The organism is Streptomyces parvulus (assembly GCF_014648855.1).
Classification (GTDB): domain Bacteria; phylum Actinomycetota; class Actinomycetes; order Streptomycetales; family Streptomycetaceae; genus Streptomyces; species Streptomyces parvulus.
On record NZ_BMRX01000002.1, the window covers coordinates 434,974 to 459,734 of the forward strand.

General features: G+C 71.8%; 21 protein-coding genes and 2 pseudogenes. 12 read left to right on the forward strand and 11 right to left on the reverse strand.

Annotation, left to right across the window (positions count from 1 at the left end):
• Positions 1-137: 137 nt before the first annotated feature.
• Genes IE108_RS04930 through IE108_RS04945 form a run of 4 tightly spaced genes read left to right on the forward strand, consistent with a single transcriptional unit; the run spans position 138 to position 4,594 of the window.
• Positions 138-1,217 carry a substrate-binding domain-containing protein gene (locus IE108_RS04930; RefSeq protein WP_064729572.1) on the forward strand — a complete coding sequence of 360 codons (1,080 nt, stop codon included), beginning with the start codon at positions 138-140 and terminating at the stop codon, positions 1,215-1,217.
• Positions 1,214-2,434, forward strand: coding sequence for a toxic anion resistance protein (locus IE108_RS04935; RefSeq protein ID WP_064729571.1), 1,221 nt, complete (start codon positions 1,214-1,216; stop codon positions 2,432-2,434). The genes IE108_RS04930 and IE108_RS04935 overlap by 4 nt, the downstream gene beginning before the upstream one ends.
• Positions 2,431-3,990, forward strand: a complete 1,560-nt coding sequence (locus IE108_RS04940; RefSeq protein ID WP_064729570.1) for a vWA domain-containing protein — start codon at positions 2,431-2,433, stop codon at positions 3,988-3,990. The genes IE108_RS04935 and IE108_RS04940 overlap by 4 nt, the downstream gene beginning before the upstream one ends.
• Positions 3,977-4,594, forward strand: a complete 618-nt coding sequence (locus IE108_RS04945; protein ID WP_064729569.1) for a hypothetical protein — start codon at positions 3,977-3,979, stop codon at positions 4,592-4,594. Before IE108_RS04940 ends, IE108_RS04945 begins: the two co-directional genes overlap by 14 nt.
• Before the next feature lie 243 nt (positions 4,595-4,837).
• Here IE108_RS04945 and IE108_RS04950 read toward each other — a convergent pair whose 3' ends face one another.
• Positions 4,838-6,658 (reverse strand): phosphoenolpyruvate carboxykinase (GTP), encoded by a 1,821-nt coding sequence (locus tag IE108_RS04950; RefSeq protein WP_064729568.1) that lies wholly within the window; start codon positions 6,656-6,658, stop codon positions 4,838-4,840.
• 288 nt (positions 6,659-6,946) lie between these two features.
• Here IE108_RS04950 and trhA point away from each other — a divergent pair, with 288 nt between their 5' ends.
• Positions 6,947-7,651, forward strand: coding sequence for a PAQR family membrane homeostasis protein TrhA (trhA, locus tag IE108_RS04955; RefSeq protein WP_064729567.1), 705 nt, complete (start codon positions 6,947-6,949; stop codon positions 7,649-7,651).
• A gap of 217 nt (positions 7,652-7,868) precedes the next feature.
• On the forward strand, positions 7,869-8,603 hold the full coding sequence (locus tag IE108_RS04960; protein ID WP_064729566.1) for a Mut7-C RNAse domain-containing protein: 735 nt from the start codon (positions 7,869-7,871) through the stop codon (positions 8,601-8,603).
• A gap of 25 nt (positions 8,604-8,628) precedes the next feature.
• Here IE108_RS04960 and IE108_RS04965 read toward each other — a convergent pair whose 3' ends face one another.
• Positions 8,629-10,656, reverse strand: coding sequence for a thioredoxin domain-containing protein (locus tag IE108_RS04965; RefSeq protein WP_064729565.1), 2,028 nt, complete (start codon positions 10,654-10,656; stop codon positions 8,629-8,631).
• Between the two features lie 196 nt (positions 10,657-10,852).
• Here IE108_RS04965 and IE108_RS04970 point away from each other — a divergent pair, with 196 nt between their 5' ends.
• Positions 10,853-11,419, forward strand: coding sequence for a Uma2 family endonuclease (locus IE108_RS04970; protein ID WP_064729564.1), 567 nt, complete (start codon positions 10,853-10,855; stop codon positions 11,417-11,419).
• Positions 11,420-11,522: 103 nt separating this feature from the next.
• Here IE108_RS04970 and IE108_RS04975 read toward each other — a convergent pair whose 3' ends face one another.
• The 3 genes from IE108_RS04975 to IE108_RS04985 form a co-directional block, all read right to left on the reverse strand.
• Complete coding sequence (locus IE108_RS04975; protein ID WP_159394624.1) at positions 11,523-11,774, reverse strand: hypothetical protein; 252 nt, start codon at positions 11,772-11,774, stop codon at positions 11,523-11,525.
• A gap of 122 nt (positions 11,775-11,896) precedes the next feature.
• Positions 11,897-12,298, reverse strand: coding sequence for a DUF4357 domain-containing protein (locus IE108_RS04980; protein WP_064729562.1), 402 nt, complete (start codon positions 12,296-12,298; stop codon positions 11,897-11,899).
• 142 nt (positions 12,299-12,440) lie between these two features.
• Positions 12,441-14,489 carry an N-6 DNA methylase gene (locus IE108_RS04985; RefSeq protein ID WP_064729561.1) on the reverse strand — a complete coding sequence of 683 codons (2,049 nt, stop codon included), beginning with the start codon at positions 14,487-14,489 and terminating at the stop codon, positions 12,441-12,443.
• Positions 14,490-14,833: 344 nt separating this feature from the next.
• On the opposite strand from IE108_RS04985, the pseudogene IE108_RS04990 reads away from it, so the two are divergent.
• A pseudogene (locus tag IE108_RS04990) lies at positions 14,834-15,145 on the forward strand (DNA-binding protein); the annotation flags it as partial.
• 52 nt (positions 15,146-15,197) lie between these two features.
• On the opposite strand, the pseudogene IE108_RS04995 reads toward IE108_RS04990, so the two are convergent.
• Positions 15,198-15,347: pseudogene (locus IE108_RS04995) on the reverse strand (DUF255 domain-containing protein); the annotation flags it as partial.
• Positions 15,348-15,431: 84 nt separating this feature from the next.
• On the reverse strand, positions 15,432-15,995 hold the full coding sequence (locus IE108_RS05000; RefSeq protein WP_064729560.1) for a hypothetical protein: 564 nt from the start codon (positions 15,993-15,995) through the stop codon (positions 15,432-15,434).
• 375 nt (positions 15,996-16,370) lie between these two features.
• Here IE108_RS05000 and IE108_RS05005 point away from each other — a divergent pair, with 375 nt between their 5' ends.
• Together IE108_RS05005 and IE108_RS05010 are read left to right on the forward strand one after the other, a co-directional pair.
• Positions 16,371-16,856 carry a hypothetical protein gene (locus tag IE108_RS05005; protein WP_064729559.1) on the forward strand — a complete coding sequence of 162 codons (486 nt, stop codon included), beginning with the start codon at positions 16,371-16,373 and terminating at the stop codon, positions 16,854-16,856.
• Between the two features lie 203 nt (positions 16,857-17,059).
• A complete protein-coding gene (locus IE108_RS05010) occupies positions 17,060-20,269 on the forward strand; it encodes a tetratricopeptide repeat protein (protein WP_064729558.1) in 3,210 nt (1,069 codons plus the stop codon).
• A 25-nt stretch (positions 20,270-20,294) separates the two neighbouring features.
• On the opposite strand, the gene IE108_RS05015 is transcribed toward IE108_RS05010, so the two are convergent.
• Positions 20,295-20,537 (reverse strand): hypothetical protein, encoded by a 243-nt coding sequence (locus IE108_RS05015; RefSeq protein ID WP_079163648.1) that lies wholly within the window; start codon positions 20,535-20,537, stop codon positions 20,295-20,297.
• A complete protein-coding gene (gene mca / locus IE108_RS05020) occupies positions 20,530-21,411 on the reverse strand; it encodes a mycothiol conjugate amidase Mca (protein ID WP_064729556.1) in 882 nt (293 codons plus the stop codon). The genes IE108_RS05015 and mca overlap by 8 nt, the downstream gene beginning before the upstream one ends.
• 125 nt (positions 21,412-21,536) lie before the next feature.
• On the opposite strand from mca, the gene IE108_RS05025 reads away from it, so the two are divergent.
• Both IE108_RS05025 and greA read left to right on the forward strand, forming a co-directional pair.
• Entirely contained in the window at positions 21,537-21,935 is a 399-nt protein-coding gene (locus IE108_RS05025) for a DUF4307 domain-containing protein (protein WP_064729555.1), read from the forward strand.
• A 183-nt stretch (positions 21,936-22,118) separates the two neighbouring features.
• The gene (greA, locus tag IE108_RS05030; RefSeq protein WP_064729554.1) at positions 22,119-22,616 is read left to right on the forward strand and encodes a transcription elongation factor GreA; all 498 of its coding nucleotides are present in this window, start codon (positions 22,119-22,121) and stop codon (positions 22,614-22,616) included.
• Between the two features lie 78 nt (positions 22,617-22,694).
• Here the strand turns inward: greA and IE108_RS05035 are convergent, their stop codons facing one another.
• Together IE108_RS05035 and IE108_RS05040 are read right to left on the reverse strand one after the other, a co-directional pair.
• Positions 22,695-23,552, reverse strand: coding sequence for an ABC transporter permease (locus IE108_RS05035; RefSeq protein WP_064729553.1), 858 nt, complete (start codon positions 23,550-23,552; stop codon positions 22,695-22,697).
• Positions 23,549-24,562 carry an ATP-binding cassette domain-containing protein gene (locus IE108_RS05040; protein WP_064729552.1) on the reverse strand — a complete coding sequence of 338 codons (1,014 nt, stop codon included), beginning with the start codon at positions 24,560-24,562 and terminating at the stop codon, positions 23,549-23,551. The genes IE108_RS05035 and IE108_RS05040 overlap by 4 nt, the downstream gene beginning before the upstream one ends.
• Positions 24,563-24,761 lie beyond the last annotated feature (199 nt).

Here is a 24,761-nt window from a genome sequence, read left to right on the forward strand (position 1 = left end):
AGCGACGCGCGGACCGGGCGCCCTCAGCCGGCCCCCGGGCGGAGTGGCCGGTTCCCGTTGCATACCGGTATGGCCCGGTCACCTCCCGTTCACCCGGGACGCCGTGGAACGTCGGATTCCGCAGGGATGCTCCGGGCGTGAGACGAATCACGGGAGTGATCCTCGCGGTCCTGCTGATCGGCGGAGTGGTGGCAGCCGTCGTCGCGGGCCGGCAGACCGGGGACGAAGGCACGGCAACGAAGACCGTGCGTGCGGTGATCGGATCGGAGAAGGCAGCGTTCTTCGCCGACCCCGACGTGGTGAAGGCTCTCGCCGCCAAGGGCTACACCGTAAGGGCCGAGACCTCCGGGTCCTGGGCCATGGAGGAGCTGGACCTCGGGGGCTACGACCTCGCCTTCCCGTCCAGCCAGGCCCCGGCCGACGAACTCGCCGAGAAGTACGGCGTGCGCGAGCCGCTGCCCCGGCCCTTCTACTCGCCGCTGGTCGTGGTCGCCCACGGGGCCGCCGCCGAGGTGCTCGCCGCCAACGGCATCGCCACGCTGGACCGCAGCCGCGGCGGCACCCTGCGGATGGGCGCCTTCCTCGACGCGGCCCGCGCCGACCGCACCTGGCAGCAGCTCAAGGGCGCCGGAGAGCACGGCGAGCTGACCGGCACGCTCTACATCGCCTCGACCGACCCGGAGACCTCCAACTCGGGCGCCCTGTACCTGGCCGCCGCCTCCTACGTGGCGAACGGCAACCGGGTGGTCGCGAGCACCGCCGACGTGGAGCGGACCGCGCCCCTGATGCGCACCCTGGTGCAGGTGCAGGGCGCCCAGAAGTCCAGCTCGGACGCCGCGTTCCGGGACTTCACCAGCGGCGTCGGCGATCCGCTGGTCCTGGTCTACGAGTCGCAGGTTTCCGCACTGCTCAGGGAGGGCGGCGACAGCGTCGCCGACATGACCGTCCTCTACCCGGACACCACCGCCACCAGCGACCACACCGTGGTGCCGCTGACCGAACCGGGCCGCGCGCTCGGCGACCTGCTCACCGGTGACCCGGAGCTGCGCCGCCTGGCCGTGCGCCACGGCTTCCGGCCGCAGGGCGCCACCGGCGAGTTCACCCGGGCGACCGAGGCCCACACCGCGTTTCTCAACCAGCAGCTGACCGGCGTCCGGCAGGCGCCCGTGCCCACCTACGTGGTGCTGCGCGACATGGCCCGCCGGGCGCGCGGATGACAGCGGACCACAGGGGGATCGGCCAAGTGAACGGCACCGCAGACGACTTCACCCTCACCCTCACCCCGCCCGAGCCCGTCGCGCCCGTCCCCCGGGAACGCGCCGGCGGCCTCGTGCCCGTCGACGAGGCGGCCCGGCGGGAGATGACCCGCAAGGCCGCCGCCTACGTCGAGGAACTCGCCGCGCTCGACGCCCGGTCGCCGGAGTTCGCCGGCCGGGTCGGCGAGATCACCGGGCTCGGCGCCGCCGAGATGCGCACCGCGAGCGCGCAGTCCAACCGCATGCTGGAGCGCACCGTGCGCAGCCTGCCCGGCAAGGGCGGCGACGCCCAGGCCCGGGTGGCCGGGTCGCTGGTGGAGCTGCGGCGCGTGGTCGAGGACCTGGACCCGCGCGACCTGCCCGCCTCAAGGGGGCGCCGGCTCCTGTCCCGGCTGCCCGGCGGCAACCGGCTGCGCGACCACGTCGCCAAGTACGCCTCCGCGCAGGGCACCCTGAACGCCGTAGTGGGCGCGCTGCGCGGTGGGCAGGACGAACTGCTGCGGGACAACGCGGCGTTGCAGACCGAGCGGGTCCGCCTGTGGGAGACCATGGGCAGGCTCCAGGAGTACGTCGTGCTGACCGAGGCCCTGGACACCGCCGTCCAGCGCCACGTCGCCGCCGTGGAGAGCGCCGACCCCGGGGCCGCCGACGCCCTGCGCGCCGACGTCCTCTTCCCGGTCCGCCAGAAGCACCAGGACCTGCTCACCCAGCTCGCGGTGTGCGCGCAGGGCTACCTCGCCATGGACGTCGTGCGCCGCAACAACGAGGAGCTGGTCAAGGGCGTGGACCGGGCCGCCACGACGACGGTGTCCGCGCTGCGGATCTCCGTGATGCTGGCCTCCGCGCTCGACCACCAGAAGAAGGTCGTCGAGCAGGTCGACGCGTTGCGCGGCACCACCGAGGAACTGATCCGGGGCAACGCGGAGATGCTCGCCACGCAGAGCGGGGAGATCCAGCGCATCGCCGCCGACCCGGCGGTCGGGGCGGAGACCCTGCGCACCGCCTTCCAGCAGATCTACCGCACCCTCGACGCCATCGACACCTACAAGGTCCGCGCGACCGAGGCGATGGAGGCGACGGTGGAGTCCCTGACGGGGGAACTGCGCGACGCGGGCGCCCGCCTGGAACGCAGCCGCTCCCGGAACGCGCCGGACACCCGGACGGGGGGCCTCGCATGAGACGCGCCCTCGCCGGCTGCCTCGCCGCGCTCGCCCTCCTCACCGCCTGCACGGACGGCGGCGGCCGGGACGGCACGGACGCGGTGCCCACCCCCGGCGTGCCGGGCAGCGCCGAACCGGGCACGCTGCGGGTCCTCGCCTCCAGTGAACTCGGCGACATGGGGCCGGTCCTGGACCGCGTCCGCGAGGAGACCGGCGTCACCGTCCGGCTCACCCCGATCGGCACCCTCGACGCCGTCGACCTGCTGGCCGAGGGCGGCACGGACGGGAAGTACGACGCGGTGTGGCTGTCGTCCAACGACGCCCTGCGGCTGCGCCCCGAGGCGGCGAAGCGGGTCGTCTCCGAGACGCCGGTGATGACCAGCCCCGTCGCCATCGGCGTCCGGGACGAGGCCCTCGCGGCCCTGGGCGGCCGGCCCGGCCGGGTCACCTGGTCCCAGGTGGAGCGGGCCGTCGCCGAGGGCCGGCTGACGTACGGCATGACCGACCCCGCCCGCTCCAACTCCGGCTTCGCCACGCTCGTCTCGGTCGCCTCCGCGCTCTCCGGCGCGCAGTCCGCGCTGACGGACGCCGACGTGGCGAGGGCGACGCCGCGGCTGAAGCGGTTCTTCACCGGGCAGAAGCTCACCTCCGGCTCGTCGGGCTGGCTGGCGGCGGCGTACGAACGGCGCGGGAACGTGGACGCGCTGCTCAACTACGAGTCCGTCCTCATGGGCATCCCGGGCCTCACCGTGATCCGCCCCACCGACGGCGTGGTCACCGCCGACTACCCCCTCTCCACGCTCGCCTCGACCGCCGCCGGCACCCGCGAGGACGTCCGCCGCGTCGCCGAGGCGCTGCGCGGACCCGCGGTCCAGAAGGAGATCACCGCCACCACGCACCGCCGCCCGGTCCTCGCCTCGGTGCCGCCGGCGCCCGGCCTGGACACCGGACGGAGGCGCGAACTGCCCTTCCCCGGCTCGAAGTCGGTCGCCGACGGACTGCTTGACGCCTACGAGAACGAGCTGCGCCGCCCGTCGCGGACGGTGTACGTGCTCGACACCTCCGGTTCGATGGAGGGCGACCGGCTGCGCCGCCTGAAGAGCGCGCTCACCGCCCTCACCGGCGACTTCCGCGACCGCGAGGAGGTGACGCTGATGCCGTTCGGCTCCGAGGTCAAGCGGGTGACGACCCACGTGGTCGACCCCGCCGACCCGCGCCCCGGACTGGACGGCATCCGCCGGGAGGCCGGCCGGCTCGGCGCCGAGGGCGACACCGCCGTGTACACCTCGCTGGAGAAGGCGTACGACCGCCTCGGCGACCGGCGGGACGCGTTCACCTCGATCGTGCTGATGACCGACGGCGAGAACACCACCGGCGCGGACGCCGCCGACTTCGACCGCTTCTACGCCTCGCTGACCGGCCACCGCCGCGAGATCCCGGTCTTCCCGGTCCTCTTCGGCGACTCCGACCGGGCGGAGCTGACCCACATCGCCGAACTCACCGGCGGCCGGCTCTTCGACGCGGGCGAGGGCTCGCTGGACGGCGCCTTCGAGGAGATCCGTGGCTACCAGTAGGAGCGGCGGCGGGCTCTGGAGCTACCTGGAGTCCCGCAAGAACCTGACCGGCAGCGCCTGCGGACTCGCCGGCGTGGTGCTGACCTTCACCGGCGTGGCGGGACCGTACTGGCCGGTGGTCGTCGCGGGGCTGTACGGCGCCGGCGCGCTGCTCGCCCCGCCCGAGCGGCCCGCGCCGCCCGCCTTCCCGGGCCCGTCGGACCAACTGGCCGAGGTGCGCGGCGACTTCGAGCGGCTGCGCCGCTACCTGTCGGACGTGGAACTGCCGCCGCGCGTGCGGGAGCGGCTGGCCGGGCTGACCGGGCTGCTGGACGCGCTGCTGGAGCCCGGCTGGGTCGCCGAGGTGCTGGCCGCCGACCCGGACGGGGTGCACGCGGTGTCCCGGACGGTGCGGCAGGACGTGCCGGAGGCCGTCGACGCCTACGTGCGCGCCCGGTGGTGGACGCGGATCGGGCCGGGGCAGGAGCCGCCGGAGGCGCATCTGGAGCGGCAGCTGGCGCTGCTCCGGGACGAGGCGGCGGGGCTGACGGACCGGCTGCGGGAGGCCGAGGCCAGGCGGCAGGAGGCGCACACCCGGTATCTGGAGGACCGCTCGGAGCGATGACCGGCCCGGGGGACACCAAAGGGCGGGGTCCCCGGGGGGCACCAAAGGGCGAGGTCCCGGGGGGGACGTCAAAGGGCCGGGTCCGTCGCACGCCGTTGTGCGGGGACCCGGCCCGTGCGGGGTGTCCGCCCGGCTCCGGGACATCGAGCTACGGGAGCGGGCGGGACCCCATCGCGGCCGGCTTTCGTGACGACATCACTGGTCAGGGCTAGTCGAACCGGCCGCGAGGCAGGGGGCGGGAGGTCAGCCCAGGCGCTGCACCAGCGCCCGGTACTGGTCCCACAGTTCGGTGGGGGTGTGGTCGCCGAAGGTGTTCAGGTGCTCGGGGACGAGCGCCGCCTCCTCGCGCCACACCTCCTTGTCGACGCTGAGCAGGAACTCCAGGTCGGCTTCGGGGAGGTCGAGGCCGTCGGTGTCGAGCGAGCCCTTGGCCGGCAGCACGCCGATCGGCGTCTCGACGCCCTCCGCGCGGCCCTCCAGGCGCTCCACGATCCACTTCAGGACGCGGCCGTTCTCACCGAAGCCGGGCCACACGAAGCGGCCCTCGTCGTCCTTGCGGAACCAGTTGACGTAGTAGATCTTCGGCAGCTTGGCCTGGTCCTTGTCCTTGGCCACGTCGATCCAGTGCCCCATGTAGTCGCCCATGTTGTAGCCGCAGAACGGCAGCATGGCGAAGGGGTCGCGGCGCAGCTCGCCGACCTTGCCCTCGGCGGCGGCGGTCTTCTCGGAGGCCACGTTGGCGCCGAGGAAGACGCCGTGGTTCCAGTCGAAGGACTCGGTCACCAGCGGCACGGCGGTGGCGCGGCGCCCGCCGAAGAGGATCGCCGAGATCGGCACGCCCTTCGGGTCCTCCCACTCCGGCGCGATGATCGGGCACTGCGCGGCGGGCGTGGTGAAGCGGGCGTTGGGGTGGGCGGCCGGGGTGCCGGACTCCGGCGTCCAGTCGTTGCCCTTCCAGTCCGTGAGGTGGGCGGGCGCCTCCTCGGTCATGCCCTCCCACCAGACGTCGCCGTCGTCGGTCAGGGCGACGTTGGTGAAGACGGAGTTGCCCCACAGGGTCTTCATCGCGTTGGCGTTGGTGTGCTCACCGGTGCCGGGCGCGACGCCGAAGAAGCCGGCCTCGGGGTTGATGGCGTAGAGGCGGCCGTCCTCGCCGAAGCGCATCCAGGCGATGTCGTCGCCGATCGTCTCGACCGTCCAGCCGGAGATCGTGGGCTCCAGCATGGCGAGGTTGGTCTTGCCGCAGGCGGAAGGGAAGGCGGCGGCGACGTACTTGGGTTCGCCGGTGGGCGGGGTCAGCTTCAGCACCAGCATGTGCTCGGCCAGCCAGCCCTCGTCGCGGGCCATGACGGAGGCGATGCGCAGGGCGTAGCACTTCTTGCCGAGCAGGGCGTTGCCGCCGTAGCCGGAGCCGTAGGACCAGATCTCGCGGTCCTCGGGGAAGTGCGAGATGTACTTGGTGCTGTTGCACGGCCAGGGCACGTCCTCCTGGCCCTCGGCCAGCGGGGCGCCGAGGGTGTGCACGGCCTTGACGAAGAAGCCCTCGTCGCCCAGCTCCTCCAGGACCGGCCGGCCCATGCGGGTCATGGTGCGCATCGAGACGGCGACGTACGCGGAGTCGGTGATCTCGACGCCGAGCGCGGAGAGCGGGGAGCCGAGCGGGCCCATGCAGAAGGGCACGACGTACATGGTCCGGCCGCGCATCGAGCCGCGGAACAGGCCCTTTTCGCCGCTGAAGATCTCCCGCATCTCGGCGGGGTCCTTCCAGTGGTTGGTCGGGCCGGCGTCCTCCTCCTTGGCGGAGCAGATGAAGGTCCGGTCCTCGACGCGCGCGACGTCGGAGGGGTCGGAGGCCGCGTAGTACGAGTTGGGCCGCTTGATCGGGTCGAGCTTGCGGAAGGTGCCCTTCGAGACGAGCTCCCCGCACAGGCGCTCGTACTCGGCCTCGGATCCGTCGCACCAGACCACTGCGTCCGGCTGGGTCAGTTCGGCGATCTCGTTGACCCACGAGATCAGTTCCTGGTGGTTGGTGGGGACGGGGGGAGCAGCGATGTCGCGCGCCACGATTGCTCCTAGTTGAGGGGTTTTTGGGTTGGTAGGCCCCTTGGGGGCTGCGACCCGGACGCGTGACGTTGACCTTGTGGGCGCTCATCCGGTGTCGACCGCACTCATTTGATCATCCGACGTGCGCGCCCATCTGTCCAGAGGGCGTCACACTTGAGCGGAGTGAGGATCGCCACGTCCCCGCGGCGCACATGCGGGGGCCGGGAGCGCGTGAGACGATGGCCACTCGTCGTTCGTCATACGTCCGTACTGATGCGTAACTTACGGAACCGTAGGTACGATGCGTCCATGACTGCGTCCGTCCCCGACGAGCCCAGGGACACGCCGGCCAACGGCCGCGGCCCCGTGGCGATCTCCCTGCCGCATCCGGTCAAGCCCAAGCTGCGCGGCTGGCTGCACCTCGGCATGTTCCCGGCCGTGCTGATCGCGGGGCTGGTGCTCACCGCGCTCGCCGAGTCGACCCAGGCCCGCGTCGCCTGCGGGGTCTACGTCCTGACCGCCTGCCTCCTGTTCGGCGTCAGCGCGCTCTACCACCGGGGCAACTGGAGCCCGCGCATGGACGGCGTCCTGCGCCGCCTGGACCACGCCAACATCTTCCTGATCATCGCGGGCACCTACACGCCGCTCACGATGCTGCTGCTGCCCGGCGCGAAGGGCGAGTGGCTGCTCTGGGGCATCTGGGCGGCCGCGGCCGCCGGCATCATCTTCCGGGTCTTCTGGGTCGGCGCCCCGCGCTGGCTCTACACCCCCTGCTACCTCGCCATGGGCTGGGCGGCCGTCTTCTACCTGCCCGAGTTCATGCGGGCCGGCGGCATCGCCGTCCTCGTCCTGGTCATCGTGGGCGGTCTGCTCTACAGCGCGGGCGGCGTGATCTACGGCCTCAAGCGCCCCAACCCCTCGCCCCGCTGGTTCGGCTTCCACGAGGTCTTCCACTCGTTCACGCTGGCCGCGTTCATCGCCCACTACGTGGGGATCTCGCTGGTCGCCTACTAGGGCCTGTCGTTTGGATCAGGCCGGCTGAGAGGGAGGGTCCTTGCCGGCCTACCCGAGCGGGGCGTGGTGCGTGCAGCTGCAAGGCGGAGGAGGGCGACAACGCGGAGCGTTGGCAACCGACGACAACGCCGCAGATGCGCGTGCCACGCCCCGCGACGCCGGCATGATCCAAACGACAGGCCCTAAGGCGGCCGGCGGCACGAGGAAGGCCACCGGGGTGAACGGTCCCGAGATACGCGTCGAGTTCGCGCCCGAACTGCGGCTGTTCGTGCCGCGCGCCCGCCCCACCGGCACCACCGGCGCCACCGCCGACGGGGTCTCCACCCTCGGCCACCTCGTCGAGTCCCTCGGCGTCCCGCTCACCGAGGTCGGCACCCTCCTCGTCGACGGCCGCGAGGTCCCCCGCGGCCACGTGCCCGCGGGCGGCGAGTCGGTGCGCGTCGGAGCCGTCACGCACCCGCAGCGGGTGCCCGGCGCTCCCCTGCGCTTCCTGCTCGACGTCCACCTCGGCACCCTCGCCCGCCGGCTGCGCCTGCTCGGCGTGGACACCGCGTACCGGTCGCCGGACCCCGGCGACCCGGCGCTCGCCGCGCTCTCGGCCGCCGAGCGGCGGGTCATGCTCAGTCGCGACCGGGGTCTGCTGCGCCGCCGCGAGCTGTGGGCCGGCGCCTACGTCTACAGCACCCGCCCCGAGGAACAGCTCGGGGAGGTCCTGTCCCGTTTCCGGCCCGAGCTGCGCCCCTGGACCCGGTGCACCGCGTGCAACGGCACGCTGGCGCCCGCCACCAAGGACGAGGTGGCGGACCAGCTCAAGGGCGGCACCGAGCGGTCCTACGACGTCTTCGCGCGCTGCCGGGACTGCGGGCGCGCGTACTGGAAGGGCGCCCACCACGAGCAGCTGGAGGCCATCGTGGAACGCGCCCTCGCCCAGTCCGTACGGGACGGCGCCTAGGCACCGCCCCGCCGCGCCCCGCCGGTCAGCCGCCCAGCGCGGCCCGCAGCCGCTCCGGGTCGGTGGTCGGCGCGTCGCAGGTGAAGTTCCGGCAGACGTACGCCGCGGCCGCCCCGCCCACCAGTGGCCGGTCGGCCAGCAGCGGGAACTCGTCGCTCCCCGCCACGCCGAACGCGGTCACCGCCCCGGGCGCCGCGCCGAGCAGCGCCGTGCGGTGCAGTCCGCGGGCGGCCGCGTCGGCGGCGTCCGGTGCCACCACGGCGACCTCGCGCGGCCCGTCGAGCAGCGCCTCGGCGGCGGCCAGCCCCCAGCCGACGAAGCGCGGGACCCGCGGGCCGAGCGCCTTGACCACGCCGAGGGCGTGCTCGGCGGAGGTGCGGTGCGGTTCGGAGCCGGTGTGGGCGGCGTAGGAGAGCAGGGCGTTCGCGGCGGCGCTCCAGCCGGACGGCGTCGCGTTGTCGGTGGGGTCCTGCGGGCGGCGGATCAGGTGCTCCGCGTCGGAGGCGGTGTCGTACAGGGAGCCGGTGGCGTCCGTGAAGCGGGTGAGGACGTGGTCGAGCAGGAACCCGGCGAAGTCCAGCCAGACGCCCTCGCCGGTGACCGACGCCAGCGCGAGGAAGCCCTCGGCGACGTCGGCGTAGTCCTCCAGCACCCCGGCGTTCGCACCGGCGCGGCCGTCCCTGCTGGTGCGGGTGAGCCGGACCTGCTCGTCCAGGTGCAGCCGGACCAGCAGGTCGGCGGCGGCCACGGCGGCCTCCACCAGGTCGGGACGCTCGAAGTAGGCGCCCGTCTCGGCGAGCGCGGCGATCGCGAGGCCGTTCCAGGCGGCGACCACCTTGTCGTCCCGGGCGGGGGCGGGCCGTGCGTCGCGCGCGGCCAGCATCCGCTCCCGCACCGAGGCGATCCGCGCCGCGTCGAAGACGCCCTCCTGCTGCGGCAGTCGCAGCACGGAGGCGCCGTGCTCGAAGGTGCCCTCCGCGGTCACGCCGAAGTACTGGGCGGCGAGTTCGGCGTCCTCGGCGCCGAGCACCTCGGTGAGCTGCGCGGGCGTCCACACGTAGTACGCGCCCTCGACGTGCCGGCCGGTGCCGTCGTCGCTGTCGGCGTCCAGCGCCGAGGCGAACCCGCCCTCCGCGGTGCGCAGTTCCCGCACCATGAAGTCCGCGGTCTCCAGGGCGACCCGGCGGGCGAGGTCGGAGCCGGTGGCGCGCCAGAGGTGGGCGTACACCCGGCACAGCAGCGCGTTGTCGTAGAGCATCTTCTCGAAGTGCGGCACGACCCACTCGCGGTCCACGGAGTAGCGGGCGAAGCCGCCGCCCAGCTGGTCGTAGATGCCGCCGCGGGCCATCCGCTCGCAGGTGTCCCGCGCCATCTGGAGCGCGCCCTCGGCGCCGGTGCGGGCGTGGTGGCGCAGCAGGAACTCGACGACCATGGAGGGCGGGAACTTCGGTGCCCCGCCGAACCCGCCGCGCTGCTCGTCGTACTCCCGGGTCAGCCCGAGCAGCGCCTGCCCGAGCTGCTCCTCGCCGGGCGCCTGCGCGTCGCCGTAGGAGATCTCCCGCCCCGCGAGGTCCCGCACGATCTTCCCGGCGACCTCGGTGACCTCGTCCCGCCGCTCCGCCCAGGCCTGCTGGACGCCCTGGAGCACCTGCCGGAAGGACGGCATGCCGTGCCGGGGCTCGGGCGGGAAGTAGGTGCCGAAGTAGAAGGGCTCGGCGTCCGGCGTGAGGAACACCGTCATGGGCCAGCCGCCCTGCCCGGTCGCCGCCTGCACGGCCTCCATGTAGACGGCGTCCACGTCGGGCCGCTCCTCGCGGTCGACCTTGACGCTGACGAAGTGCGAGTTCAGGTACGCGGCGGTGGCCTCGTCCTCGAAGGACTCGTGGGCCATCACGTGGCACCAGTGGCACGCGGAGTAGCCGACGCTCAGCAGCACGGGGACATCGCGCCGTTTCGCTTCCTCGAACGCCTCGGGTCCCCACGGCCACCAGTCGACCGGATTGTCAGCGTGCTGAAGCAGATAAGGCGAGGTCACACCAGCTAGCCGGTTCATACGGCCCAGCCTCTCACAGCGTCTACTGCGACCGGTGAAACCCTGACGAGCCCGCCGCACTTGGCCGAATTGCACTTATGCGCCATTACGTGGTGGGCGGCTTCTTCCCTTCCGAGTCGGGCAGCCCAGCACCTCGAAACAGTAGGCTGGGCGCAGCACCGCCGGACCTGCCGAGGCCTCTCGAAGGAGGTACGCCATGACCGCCGAGATGGTGGCGCCCGCGTGGATGCATACCCAGATCAGCGCGGAACAGTACGACTCCTGGTCCGAGGAGCAGTGCGCCGGCATCGAGGTCGTGGACGGGATGGTCGTCGTGAGCCCGAGCGCCTCCAAGCGCCACAACCGGCTGGCCCGCATCTTGGCCAACGCCCTGGACTCCGCCGCAGGCCCGGACTGGAACGCCGACACCGACTTCGACGTCCGCCTGCAGGACGTCCCCCTCACCAACCGCCGCCCGGACGTCATCGTCTACCGGGCGGAAACCATCGACCTCACGCCCACCCGCCCCGAGCACGTACTCCTGGTCGTCGAGGTCGTGTCGCCCGGCTCGGAGACCACCGACCGGATCGTGAAGGTGGACCAGTACGCCAAGGCGGGCATCCCCTTCTACTGGCGGGTCGAGCAGGCCGCCACCGGGGTCCCGATCATCTACACCTACGTCCTCGACCCCGCCACCAAGGCTTACCGGGACGGCGAGATGTTCACCGGCACGGTGAAGGCCACCGCGCCCTTCTCCGTCACGGTCGATCTCGGGGTCATGTGACGTCACTCTGCCCACGGCATGCAGCGGGAAAAGCGACGAAACGACGGCCAGAGGGGGCCCGGGCAAGCTTTCCACCCGGGGCGCCTCCGGCCGTCGGCGTCGCCTACCGGCCGGCCCCGGACTTCACGACTCCCTCCGACTGTGCGTCCGCGGCGTGCTCGATGCCTCGGAACCCGCTCCCGAGGTAGCCGCCGATCACGATGACGGTCGCCGCCGCACCAAGCGCGACCGCCAGCCGTTCGCCTCTCGACAGAGCGGTCGCCGCGCCCTCCGGCGGCGCGGTCCGCTGGTAGACGAGCACCCCGGCCGTGAAGGCCCCGGCAACGACGAGAGCGGTGATCAGGTCAAAGGTCACGTACAAGGAGCCCCCCGGGTTCGAAGCCCGCTGCCGGAGCGATATGCCTCGGCGGCGGGTGCAAGCAAACGGCATGGTTCAGGAACGAGTTCGACGACCCGCAGCCGGGGCCATGTGGACGGTTACTCGGCATCCAGCTCCTGTCGCAGCTGATCCAGCGTGGAACCTTCGGGCGTACGCCACAGAGTCCAGCCGTTGATGACGTTGCCGGTCACGGCCTCCGCAGCCTTCGACGGCGAGGGAAACGGGGAGGAGTGCCCGTCGACGACGAGCTGACCTTCGGCAGTGACGACGGCACGGCCCAACCTGTTGGCTCGACGCTGACGGAACGTGAGCACCGTCCCCGGTTCGAGCAGGCCGGCGCGCATCAGCCCGGCCAGGGGTCCCTGGGGAATCACCGGAGCGGCCTGCGCAGAGGCAGCTCCTTCACCGAGGGACAGGGTGACGTGAACGGTGTCGTCACCGCTCGCGCTCACGAGTCGGGCGATGACGGCGGGGTCGAAGTGGATACTCAGCGTGGCCATGTGCACTCCTGACGTAGACGGCCTCCCCCGGCGGGACGCCTCGGCTTCGCTTCGATGTTAAGCAGCACGAGCGACTCGATTCAACTTCGATTGCGAGCGATTAAGGAGAAGTCTTGGAGGTGTCGGACGAAGGCCGGGCGCCTCATCTCACCAGGAAGCTGTTCAGCGCCCTGCTGCGGATGTCCCGCATCGTCGCCAACTGGTCCAGCAGCCGCCGCTCATGCGCGTCGAAGCTCGCCATGGCTTCGCCGATGGACCGCTGGGTGTCGAGATCGGGAAGGGCGACGGGCAGCGCCCCGAGCACATCGAGCGAGATGGTCCGGAGCGCCAGGCTCCCCGTCGCATGCGTGTCGAGCCACTCCCGAGCTTCGGGGCTGCGCAGGAACGCCGCCAAATAGCGGGAGTCGACGGTGCGGGGAGGGCTGATCACGAAGCAGCCGGTTCCGCAGACCCAGCCCTGCTGTTCTTCTCCGACCACGGCACATCGCCCTAGGTCACCCCGTCGGGCGACCACGACGTCACCCCGGTGCAGCCGGAAGCGGTCAAGCCGTTCGGCATGCTGCTCGGAGATGTGCTTGATGCCGTCCACGGTGAAGCCGATGTCCGCGATGTCCTTCGGCATCACCACAGGAACGCCGTCGGCCTCCACATAGTCCTGGGCACGGATCAGGCTTCCCGAAGGCCCCGCGAGCAGGCGTACAGGACGACCGGCGACCGTCGCCTCTCCGCTCACCACGTCCTTCAGCGGCAGGTGCTGGCAACGGACGCCGTCCTGCGCCAGCTGGTCCTGCGCGCCGGCGATCTGCGCCAGTTCCGCCCCGAGCTCCGATGTCTCGCGGTTGCGCCTCTCGAAATCGGCCAGCGCGGCGCTCAGGTCCATGGCTCCACCTGGCCCACTCTCCGTTCTGAGGTAGAACCGCGGATCCAGGTTGCCTGCGTTCTCGATGAGTTCGGCGTAGGTGATCGATCGGGAGAAACCCGGCTCGTCCACCTCCTCCGAGGTTTCGGACCAGAGCCGGAAGCGTTCCGCGATGTGACCGACATCCTCGCTCGACAGCACGCGGGGCCGCTCCGAGAACCCGCGTACCACACCGCGCGCATCGACGAGGATCACGGAGTCGCTTCGGTGCACCGGACGGGACCGGTGTCCTCGACCGAGTACCCAGATGTGCACGGCGATGTTGGTTCCCGCGAAGAGGTACGCCGGCAGGGCGATCACCGCGAGAACCGCACCCCGGGCCACCATCTCCCGGCGGATCATCGCCTCCGCGCCTCCCGCCCATGCCGCCCGCGCGGGCATCACGACCGCAGCGATCCCGCCTTCCTTCAGTTGGGACCAGGCAAGCTGCAGCCATGCGAAGGCGGCATTCGACTCCTGTGGCGCGATGAACTGCCGCTGCTCCCACCCGTCGATGCGCTGGCTGAACGGCGGATTGCTCAGCACCCGGTCGACACGCCCTAGGTTCCGGTCCCGCAACAGCTTCGCGGGATCGGCCGGTTCCACTTGCGGCACGCTCACCCCGTGCAGGGCCAGGTTCAGCATCGCCGGGCGCACATTGCCCCGATCCACCGCGTACGCCTCGAACGAGTTGTCACCGACCGGCCCACGCTCGGCCAGATGCCGAGCGGCAGCCGCGAGCACGCTTCCGGCACCACAGGCCGGGTCCATGATCCGGTCTCCCGGACGGGGGGCGGCCAGATCCACGAGCAGATCAGCGACGCCGCGCGGGGTGTAGAACTCCCCTCCCGGCAAAGCCCCTTCTTCTGCGTGCCGTTGAAGCAACAGCTCACAGACGTCGGCCACCGCAACCTCTCCGAGGCCTGGGGTCCGGCCCAGTGCCGCGACGAAAGCCGTCATCCAGGCGGCATCGTCCGGCCCGCCCTCGAAGTCGATGTCGAGGTCGGCCGACCAGAGCAGCGGAAAACCCGGACGCCGGGCCGCCTCCCGCAGGGCTCCCCGCAGGTCGGTCGCCGGGGAGAAGCCGACGACGGCCTCCGCCGAGGCTCGTTTCCACCGCTTCACGAAATCGTCCTCGGCTTGGCCCTTCTCCTCCGCGAAGGCGGCGAGCATCAGGATCGCCAGCATCGCGTCGAGGTCGCCGGCCGTACCCCGGCCGCGTCGGTACGGCGTGTACGCCCGCCACAACCGGTCGGCAACCTCCGCCGCCGGGTCTGCACCTTCTTCGCTCACGAATACCTCTCTCCTCACTCGAGCAAATGCGCAGTAATACTGCGCACTTGCCCCGCCGCTCGCCAGCAAGCCCCGACGCCCCGGGGTTCGGCTTGATCCTTAGAGTAGCCGCGGACTGTCGTGAACGTAGCGCCAGGAACTCGTCCAGTGGGCCTGGCGTCAGCTGGTGCGCAGCCGCGCTGCGCAACCGCCCTCAAAACAAGTTGCAGCTCCGGACGCCGACCGGCTCGGCGGGACTGCGGCGACAAGGCGGCGATGAAAGGGTCACACGTGACGCAGGTCACTCCAGAGGGTGGGGGCTCGAAGCTGTGCCCCTGCCCCTGCCCCTGCTCAACGACCACAGGATGGCGGCGCGCATCGAGGCATGTCGGCAGGCCGGAGTTCCGTCCCCATGTCCGCGCTGACCATGATCGAAGCAGTACACGGGAAGACTGATCTGGCGCGCTCGAAGTGGGTGTTGTCCCGGCTGCGGGCGGAACCGGTCAGCCAGCAGGACTCCCTGACCGCGGTGGAGCTGCTTCAGGACACAGGTGGGCAGCACGGGCACGAGTACGCAATCGACGCCCGCGTCGCCGCGCTCGCGCTCCGTGTCCCGGCCCTCGTGATCGTTCTGACTTCCGACCACGAAGCTCTGCGGGAAGCGGGTGATCATCAAGAAGTGTGAGCACACCCCAGCTACTGGGTTCGCGAGTTCACTGGCACCAGTTGGCACGCGGAGTAGGCGACGCTCAGCAGCACGGGGACATCGCGCCGCCGGGCTTCCTCGAACGCGTCGGTCTCCCACGGCCGCCAGTCGACGGGGTTGTCCGCGTGCTGGAGTAGGTACGGGGACGTGGCCTGCGCAAGTCGGTTGGGCATCCCCCCCATACTCGCGCACCCGGCGCCGACCCGTCCGTACGCCACAAGGACGGCGCCCGAACGCCATCAGGCCCGCGCCTCTGCTCAGGTCAGCGGCTTGTGGACGAGGACCCTGAAATCCGTGACGGACAGCTCCTGTTGCAGCTCGACGACGGGGGCCGGTTCCGCCATCGAGGGCAGGTCCACGGCCTCGGCCTCCGCCGCCGGGAAGTCGTACTTCGCCAGGCCGAGGGTCAGATGCGGCCAGAAGTCGCCCTCCGCGACACCGAGGCGCCGCACGAGGCCGTCGTAGAGCGCGGCCAGCTCCGGCGTGTGCTCGATCCCCAGCCGCACCTGCTCCTGACGCTGGACGGTGCGGGCGTCGTGGCGGTAGGCGGGGTCCTTCTGCAGGCGCCAGCTTCCGTGCCGCACCTCGCCGGTCAGCCGGACGCGCGGGGCGGTCCAGTCCCCCGCGCTCAGGAGTGCCGCCGCGTCGGCCAGCCGGGCGGCGTCGGCGTCGTGCAGGAAGCCCAGGGTGACGTGCATCCGGTCCGGATCCTGCGGATCGACGCGTTCCCGCTGCTCCCGCTGGAGGGCGACGAGCGCCTCCACCAGGGGCGGGGGGAGACGGAGGCTGAGAAACGCGTTGACCGTTCGACCGTTCGCCATCACTGCCCCTCGCGCGGTTGTGCCCACGGCCACGGCGTGACCGCGTCCTCATCCGGTCCCGTTGCCCTCCCGGGCGGCCGTGAAGCGGCCCCCCGGGCCCGCTCACCCGAACGGGGAAGCGCGCCGACCGCGCGTTCAGGGACCCGCCGCGAGAACACCGCTCGCGCGCCCGCGTACGGCTCGGCACGCGCACGACGGTCGTACGACCTCACCGGCACCGCACACCATCACCCCCCGCACCCGTCCGATTGCTCATCGCGATTGCGGCGATACCGACCGTAAGGAGCGCCCTCCACAACCGGGCGTCCGCGAGGACACACCCCGTCCTCACCCACCGGGGCGGCACCCCGTCCCCGAACAGGAAGAGCAGTCCACATGAGCGACATCACCCAGATCCGCGCCCGCATCGAGACCGCCGACGTCGGCGGCGCGGAGACCAGCAGCTGGATCTATCTCGGCATCGCCGGGCGCGAGTTCTGCCTCGACTCCGGCAGCGGCGACGACTACGCCGTCGGCGCCAAGACCTGCTTCATCCTCGGCGAGGAGGGCGGCTCCGCGAACGACGGCGGCGAGGCGGGCTTCACCGACGTCACCGTCCGCAACGCGGAGTACAACGACCCGCGCAAGCCGCAGCTGGACACCGAGGACCTCGACCTGGCACCCGCGTACATCCGCTTCGCCGGCTCGGGCGGCGTCCAGTACTGGTGCCTGGAGCGCGCCAAGATCAGCGTCCGGTCGGGCACGGGCCAGGAGTTCGAGTTCGACAACCTCCGCCTGCGCACCTCCGAGGAGAACCGCCGGATCTGGCTCCACCACGAGTACGGCGAGCGGCTGTTCCTCTACAACGTGACCGGGAACTGACCCCTGCCCGGCCTGCCGCCGCCCGTACCGGGCGGCGGCACCCTCCCGGCCGTACCGCCCCCTCCCCACGATCCGCCCCCCGCAGGACACTTGACCCACGCCCAACCGGGGAAGGACCCGGGGATGGGTCCGGGAGGCCCCTGGGGTTCCCGGGGCCGCCGGGGCACACGGGAGGACGCTGATGCCGCCGGAGGGGGCGCGACATGCGGGACAGTCATCGTGCAGAGGCCGAGGCACTGCTGCGGCGGGCCGTGGAGGAGGAGGTGCGGCGCTCCGGCGGACGCACGGACGGGAACGTGCTGCTCTCCCGGGCCCGCGCGGCACTGGACACGATGGCGGGCACCGCCGCCGAGGAGTACGACGCCTACACCCGCGCCCTCGACGAGGCGGCGGCCGGGCAGCTCACGTTCCGGCAGCGGTACGCCCGTGAGGGCGCCGGCACTCCCCTGCTGGTCGCCGCCGTCGCGGCGGTCGCCGCGGTGGTGGCCGACGTCGCGCTCGGCACCGGCACGGGTACCGCGGTGGGCGCGGGGGTGGCCGTAGGGGTCGTCGGCGCCGCGGCGACCGTGGTGAAGGTGGTCGGCTCCCATCTGCCGGCCGCCCACCACCGCGCCGGCGCCGTCAGCCAGCCCGGCGGGCCCGAGCAGCTGCGGCTCCAGTGGCTCACCGCGCTGGAGGTACGCGGTATCCGGCCCTTCCTGGACCAGCAGCGGATGCTCGCCGCGTCCACCGGTCCGGCCAAGAAGGGGCCGAAGCTCCGCGGCGCCGACAAGAGCGCGGCGGCCCGCGGACGCAGCGCGCTGGAGCAGTCCTTCAATCAACTTCCCGAAGCGGACCGGGCGTTCGCCGGCCGCCGCCGGGAGATGGCGCAGCTGCGGCAGTGGGTGCAGGCGGCGCGGGCGAGCACGGAGACCAAGCCGACGGTGGTGGTGCTGCACGGCGCGCCCGGCAGCGGCCGCACGACCCTCGCGGTGCGCGCCGTCCACGACCTGCGGGACTACTTCCGCGGAGCCTGCCTGGTCGACCTGCGCGGCGACGGCACCGCGGCGGGCGGCGAGGCGCCGCTGAGCACCCGGGACGCCCTGCTGCACCTGCTCAACCGGCTCGGAGCGCCGCGCGAGCAACTGCTCTTCCGGGAAAGGTCGTCGGCGGACCAGCAGGTCAAGCGGCTGAGCGAGCTGTACCACCAGCACCTGACGGGCGTACCGGTCACCGTGGTCCTGGACGACGCCGCCGACCCCGAGCAGGTGCGCACCCTGGTGCCGGAGCGCTCCGACAGCCTGGTGCTGGTCACCGCGCGGGAGGCGCTGGAGCTGCCGGCCGACCTGCCCGCCCACGTGTACACGCTCCCCGTGAAGGCGCTGGACGCGGCGGGCGCCGAGGAGTTGCTCGGCGCCGTCGCCCAGGACGCCTCGAACCCGTACGACGCCGAGTCCGGCGACCGCATCCGGCAGCTGTGCGGCGGCCTGCCGCTGGCGCTGCGCGTGGCCGGTTCGTCGCTCGGCCCGCGCTCACCGCGCGCCCTGGCGGCCGACCTGGGCGCGTACGGTCCCGTGGACCCGGCCGAGCGCGCCCTGTGGCTGCGCTACACCGACCAGCCGGAGCCCGCCCGGCGGCTGCTGCGCCGGCTGGCGCTGGCGGGGCGCACCTCGCTGGGCGCGGCGGCCGCCGCCGCGCTGCTGGCCACCGACGAGACCGAGGCGACCAAGCAGCTGACGGCGCTGTCCCGGGCCGGTCTGCTCGACCACGTCCGGGGCAGCCGCTACCGGCTGCACGACGTCGTCCGCGCCTTCGCCCGCGCCCGGCTCGCCGACGAGGAGGAGCCCGGCGAGCGCACGGCGGCGCAGGAGCGGCTGATCGCCAACTACGGCGAGCTGGCCGACTCGGTGCTACGCCTGGTCGACGGCAACATGTCCACCCGCTCCAACCAGTTCGGGCAGTACGGCTTCACGTCCCTGGACGAGGCGCTGCGCTGGCTCGACGACGAGTCCAGCTTCATCACGGCGGCGCTCAGGCACGCGGAGGGCGTCGACCAGGGCGCGGTCCTGAACCTGCTGGGCGCGCTGTGCGACTACTGCCTGCTGCGCGGCGACCTCTACCGGCTGGGTGAGATCAGCGAGCTGGCGCAGTCCGTGGACCAGGGGCTGCTGGTGCGTTCGGTGCAGTGGCGCACCGGCATCGCGGCCCGGCAGCTCGGCGAACTGGACAAGGCCCGCACCACCCTGACCTCCGTGGTCGACCTGTACCGGGAGGCCCACCACGACGCGGGCGCCGCGCGTGCCCTGTGCTCGCTGGGCATCACGCTGCACCACCAGGGCAACCTGACCGACGCGGCCGCGAAGCTGCGGGAGGCTCTCGACCTCCAGGCCCCGCCCGAGCTGGACACGGACCGGGCGTGGACGCTGCACGCGCTGGCGGCGGTGCAGCGCGACCGGGCCCGGCTGGCCGAGGCCCTGGACCTGCTCACCGAGTCCCTGGTGCTGCACCGCGCCGGCGAGTCGCTGCACGGCCAGGCGTGGGCCCACTTCCAGCTCGGCCAGCTTCACCTGCGCATGGGCGACGTGCCGCACGCGGAGTCGGACCTGCGGGCGGCCCTGGAGCTGTACGGCAGGACCCGGGACGCCCGCGGCGAGGCCTGGGCGCTGACCCAGCTGGCGCGGGCCCGGCTGGTGGACGGCGAGGCCGCCGAGGCGGTGGACGAGCTGCGGCGCGCGGCGGCCCGGCACCGGGAGAACGAGGACGCCCGCGGCGAGGCGTGGACCGTCTACTACGTGGGCCAGGCGCTGGAGGAGACCGGCGACCTGGACCAGTCGGTGCGCGAGCTGGAGCGCTCCCGCACGATGTTCTCCCGGATGCGGGACGTGTACGGCCTGGCCTGCGCGCGGCACCATTCGGCGCGGGTGACCCGTGACCAGCGGGCCGCCCAGACCGGCTCGCTGCGCAACTCCGGCTTCGCCCGGCAGCTCCTGGTGGACGCGCGCGCCGACTTCCAGCGCATCGGCGTCGGGCACGGCGAGGCGTGGACCTGCCTGGAGCTGGCGGTGGTGGACGCGGGCAACGCCCGTACGCCCCAGGCGCTGGGCCTGTGCGACGAGGCCGCGGCCCTGTTCGCCGCGTACGGCGACCGGCGGGGCGAGGACTGGGCCCGCTTCCTGCGCTGCACGCTGCTGCCGTACGCGGCTCCGGGCGGCGTGGAGGTCGGTACGGCGGTGGCGCAGGAGGAGCTGGCCCAGCTGGCCCGGGCCGGTCACCCGGCGCGGGACGGGAAGCTCGACGAGTACGTCGACGCCTACCAGCTACTGCTGGAACGCGGCGTCCAGCTGGAGTCCGGCTGGCAGGCCTGGCGTCTGGGCATGGTCCCGAACCGCCACGCCCGCGAGGTCATGGGGGTGGCGGTGACGGCGCGCTCGTGACCGGGGGCGCCGCCCCCGGCCGCCGCTAGCCCTGGCCGGGCTTCGCCTGCTCGCCGCCGGCGGCCCGGGTCTCGGGGTCGGGGGCCTCCTTGAAGTCGACCTTGCCCATGTGGCGGGTCATGGACTTCATCAGGGCCCACACCGCCAGGGCCATCACCGCGAAAACGATGAAGCCGAGGACACCGGGGGTGACCTTGTCCTCGTCGAGTTCGGCGAGGGTGACGAGGTGCGTCATTGCCAGGCTTGCGCTTGCACTCATGTCAGGCATTGTCCCGGACGCCGGTGAAGAGGTCGTCCTCGGGGATGGAGGTGTCCACGAGGGACTTCGCCAGCTCGTACTCCTCGGTGGGCCAGACCTCCTTCTGGATCTCCATCGGGACCCGGAACCAGCCCCCGTCGGGGTCGATCTGCGTGGCGTGGGCGATCAGCGCCTTGTCGCGGATCTCGAAGAAGTCGGCGCAGGGCACGTGCGTGGTGAGCGTGCGCTCCTTGCGCTCGAACTCCGACCAGCGCTTGAGCCAGTCCGCGTAGGGCGACTCCAGTCCGCGGTCCAGCAGGGCGTGGTGCAGCGCCTCGGTGCGGGGGCGGTTGAAGCCCTGGTTGTAGTACACCTTCACCGGCTGGTACGCGGGGCCGTACTCGGCCTCCGGGTACTTCTCGGTGTCCGCCGCGCCCTCGAAGGCCACCATCGTGATCTTGTGGGTCATGATGTGGTCGGGGTGGGGGTAGCCGCCGTTCTCGTCGTAGGTGGTGATCACCTGCGGGCGGAAGGAACGGATCTTCCGCACCAGCTCGCCGGCCGCCTTGTCGACGTCCTCCAGGGCGAAGCAGCCCTCCGGCAGCGGCGGCAGCGGGTCGCCCTCGGGCAGGCCGGAGTCGACGAAGCCGAGCCATTCCTGCTTGACGCCCAGGATCTCCCTGGCCTCGTCCATCTCCTTGCGGCGCACCTCGTGGATGTTCTCCTCGATGTACGGGTCGCCCTGGAGCTTGGGGTTGAGGATGGAGCCGCGTTCCCCGCCCGTGCAGGTCACCACCAGCACGTCCACCCCCTCGGACACGTACTTCGCCATGGTGGCCGCGCCCTTGCTCGACTCGTCGTCGGGGTGGGCGTGCACGGCCATCAGTCGCAGCTGGTCAGTCAAGACTCGATCCTCGGTTAGTCGGCGCCCCGTGTGTTTCGGCGCTGTCGGCGGCTTCTATAGTGACCGAATCGGGAGCCGAATAATTCCGGGGCCCGGCAAGACCGGCTCCTGCCGAGAGGACGATCATGAGCACGGCCACCACGCGCCGGCCCGAGGGCCGCTACGGCCGCTCCTCGGACGAAAGCGCCGACCGTACGCTCAAGGTCGTCGGCGCCGTGCTCGGTGCCGTCCTGCTCGCCGTGATCGGCTGGTTCGGCTACCACTACGTCGGTCAGAACAAGATCAGTGGCGAGCTGATCGGCTTCCAGCTCGCCGAGGACTCGGTGCAGGTGCACCTGGAGGTCCGCAAGGACGCCGGTGTCACCGGCTACTGCACGGTCCGCTCCCAGGCGGAGGACGGCGACGAGGTCGGCCGCGCCGACTTCCGCTTCACCGGGGACGCCACCCGCATCGACAAGGTCGTCACGCTGCGTACGAAGGCCGCGGGCACGACGGCGGAGCTGCTGGGCTGCCACCCCGAGTAACGTCCGGGCGAGGTCCGTGGGCGCGAATACATGGGCTCCCACCTGCGGTGACAGGAAACTGGCGGCTTATGTCCTCCCCCTTTGGCCCCTGAATTGTTAGGCTCGTGGTTTCGCCCTTCCGTGAAGGAACATCCTTCTGGGTAGGGCGTTCATTTGTATTCCCAGTACCAACGAGGAGCACCCGTGACCCAGACCAGCGAGAACGTCACCTGGCTGACCCAGGAGGCGTACAACAAGCTCAAGGAGGAGCTTGAATACCTTACTGGTCCTGCGCGCACCGAGATCTCTTCCAAGATCGCCGCGGCCCGTGAGGAGGGCGACCTGCGGGAGAACGGCGGGTACCACGCGGCCAAGGAGGAGCAGGGCAAGCAGGAGCTCCGCGTGCGCCAGCTGACCCAGCTGCTCGAAAGCGCCAAGGTGGGCGAGGCCCCGGCCGCGAACGGCGCGGTGGCCCCCGGCATGGTCGTCACGATCGCCTTCGACGGCGACGAGGACGACACGCTGACCTTCCTGCTGGCCTCCCGCGAGTACGCGAGCTCGGACATCGAGACCTACTCGCCGCAGTCCCCGCTGGGCTCGGGCGTCATCGGCCACAAGGTCGGCGACGACGCGCAGTACGAGCTGCCCAACGGCAAGCCTGCCTCCGTGAAGATCCTCAAGGCGGAGCCCTACGAGGGCTGATCCCCTCGTCCGTCGTAGGAGTCGTACGAGCCTTGCGGCAGGAGCCCCCGGCGTCGCGGTGACGCCGGGGGCTCTTCGTCAGCTGGCGGCCGAGCGGAACTTGCGCACCGCCAGGGTCCGGAAGACCACGATGATCAGGACGGACCACATCACCGACGCCCACACCGGGTGCTGCATGGGCCAGGCGTCCGACTGCACGACGCCCGGGTTGCCGAACAGCTCGCGGCAGGCCTGCACGGTCGCGCTGAACGGGTTCCACTCGGCGATGTGCCGGAGCCAGGGGGTCATCTGGCTGGAGTCCACGAAGGCGTTCGACACGAAGGTCACCGGGAACAGCCAGATGATCCCTCCCGAGGTCGCCGCCTCCGGGGTGCGCACGGAGAGCCCGATGAGTGCCCCGATCCAGGTGAAGGCGTATCCCAGCAGGAGCAGCAGGCCGAAGCCGCCGAGGATCTGCCCGGCGTTGGTCGGCTCGGCGGAGCCGGTCCGCCAGCCCACGATCAGGGCGACGATCGCGAGGACGAGCAGGGTGATCGCCGTCTGCACGAGGTCGGCGACGGTCCGGCCGGTGAGCACCGCGCCCCGGGCCATCGGCAGGGAGCGGAAGCGGTCGACGAGGCCCTTCTGCATGTCGTCGGCGATGCCCGCGGCGGAGCCGGCCGTGGCGAAGGTGACGGTCTGCGCGAAGATGCCGGCCATCAGGAAGTCCTTGTAGACGCCGGCGTCGGTGGTGTTCCCGATCTGGAGCGAGCCGCCGAAGACGTACGTGAACAGGACCACGAACATCACCGGCTGGATGACCCCGAACAGGACCATCTCCGGGATCCGGGTCATCCGGATCAGGTTTCTGCGGGCGATGACCAGGGAGTCCCTGATGGACGCCCCCACGGGGTTGGTGCTTGTCCCGGCCGGCGTGGCTTCGGTGGCGGCGCTCACTTGGCGGCCTCCTTCTTGTCCGTGCGGCCGGCGTCGGCCGTCTGGTCCTGCTCGTCGCCCTCGGTGGCGGTCTCGGCCACGTGGCCGGTCAGGGAGAGGAAGACGTCGTCCAGGGTGGGGCGCCGCAGACCGATGTCGTCGATCTCGATGCCGCGGACGTCCAGCTCGCGGATCACCTCGGCGAGCAGCTTGGCGCCACCGGTGACGGGGACGGTGAGCTTGCGGGTGTGCTCCTCGACGGTGGTCGAGCCCTTGCCGAAGCCGGCGAGGACCTCGGCGGCGGTCCCCATGTGGTCCCGCTCGTGCACGACGACCTCGACGCGCTCGCCGCCGGTGCGGGCCTTGAGCTGGTCGGAGGTGCCGCGGGCGATGACGCGGCCGTGGTCGACGACCGCGATGTCGTGCGCGAGGTGGTCGGCCTCCTCCAGGTACTGCGTGGTCAGCAGCAGGGTCGTACCGCCGGAGACCAGCTGCTTGATGACCTCCCACAGCTCCTGGCGGTTGCGCGGGTCGAGGCCGGTCGTCGGCTCGTCCATGAACATGACGGGCGGGGAGACCACGAGGGCGGCCGCCAGGTCGAGCCGGCGGCGCATGCCTCCGGAGTAGGTCTTCGTGGGCCGGTCCGCGGCGTCCGTGAGGTGGAACTGCTCCAGCAGCTCGACGGCCCGGGCCTTCGCGGCCTTCGACCGCATCTGATAGAGCTGGCCGACCATCTGGAGGTTCTCCCGGCCGGTCAGGTACTCGTCGACGGCGGCGAACTGGCCGGAGAGGCCGATGGATCGCCGGACGTCGTTGGGCTGCTTGAGCACGTCGATGCCCGCGACGACGGCCTTGCCGCTGTCGGGACGCAGCAGCGTGGTGAGGCAGCGGACGGCGGTGGTCTTGCCCGCGCCGTTCGGCCCGAGCAGGCCGAGGACCGTGCCCTCGGGAACGTCCAGGTCGACGCCGTCCAGAGCCCTTACGTCGCCGAAGGTCTTGACCAGACCTTCGGCATAGATGGCGCCCGGCATATGAGTCTCCACGTCGTCGGGGGTGCTTCGGAAGCTGGGTTCTTGGATTTCACCGCGGTCGGCGAGCGAATTACGACACACCGTAACGCGATGTATCGCGTCTTACAATGAACTTACTCGAACGAGTGACAAGCGATGGCCGGCCCCTCCGGATTCCCGGCTCCGGGGCGACCGTCGCCCGGATTCCGGACCCGGTACG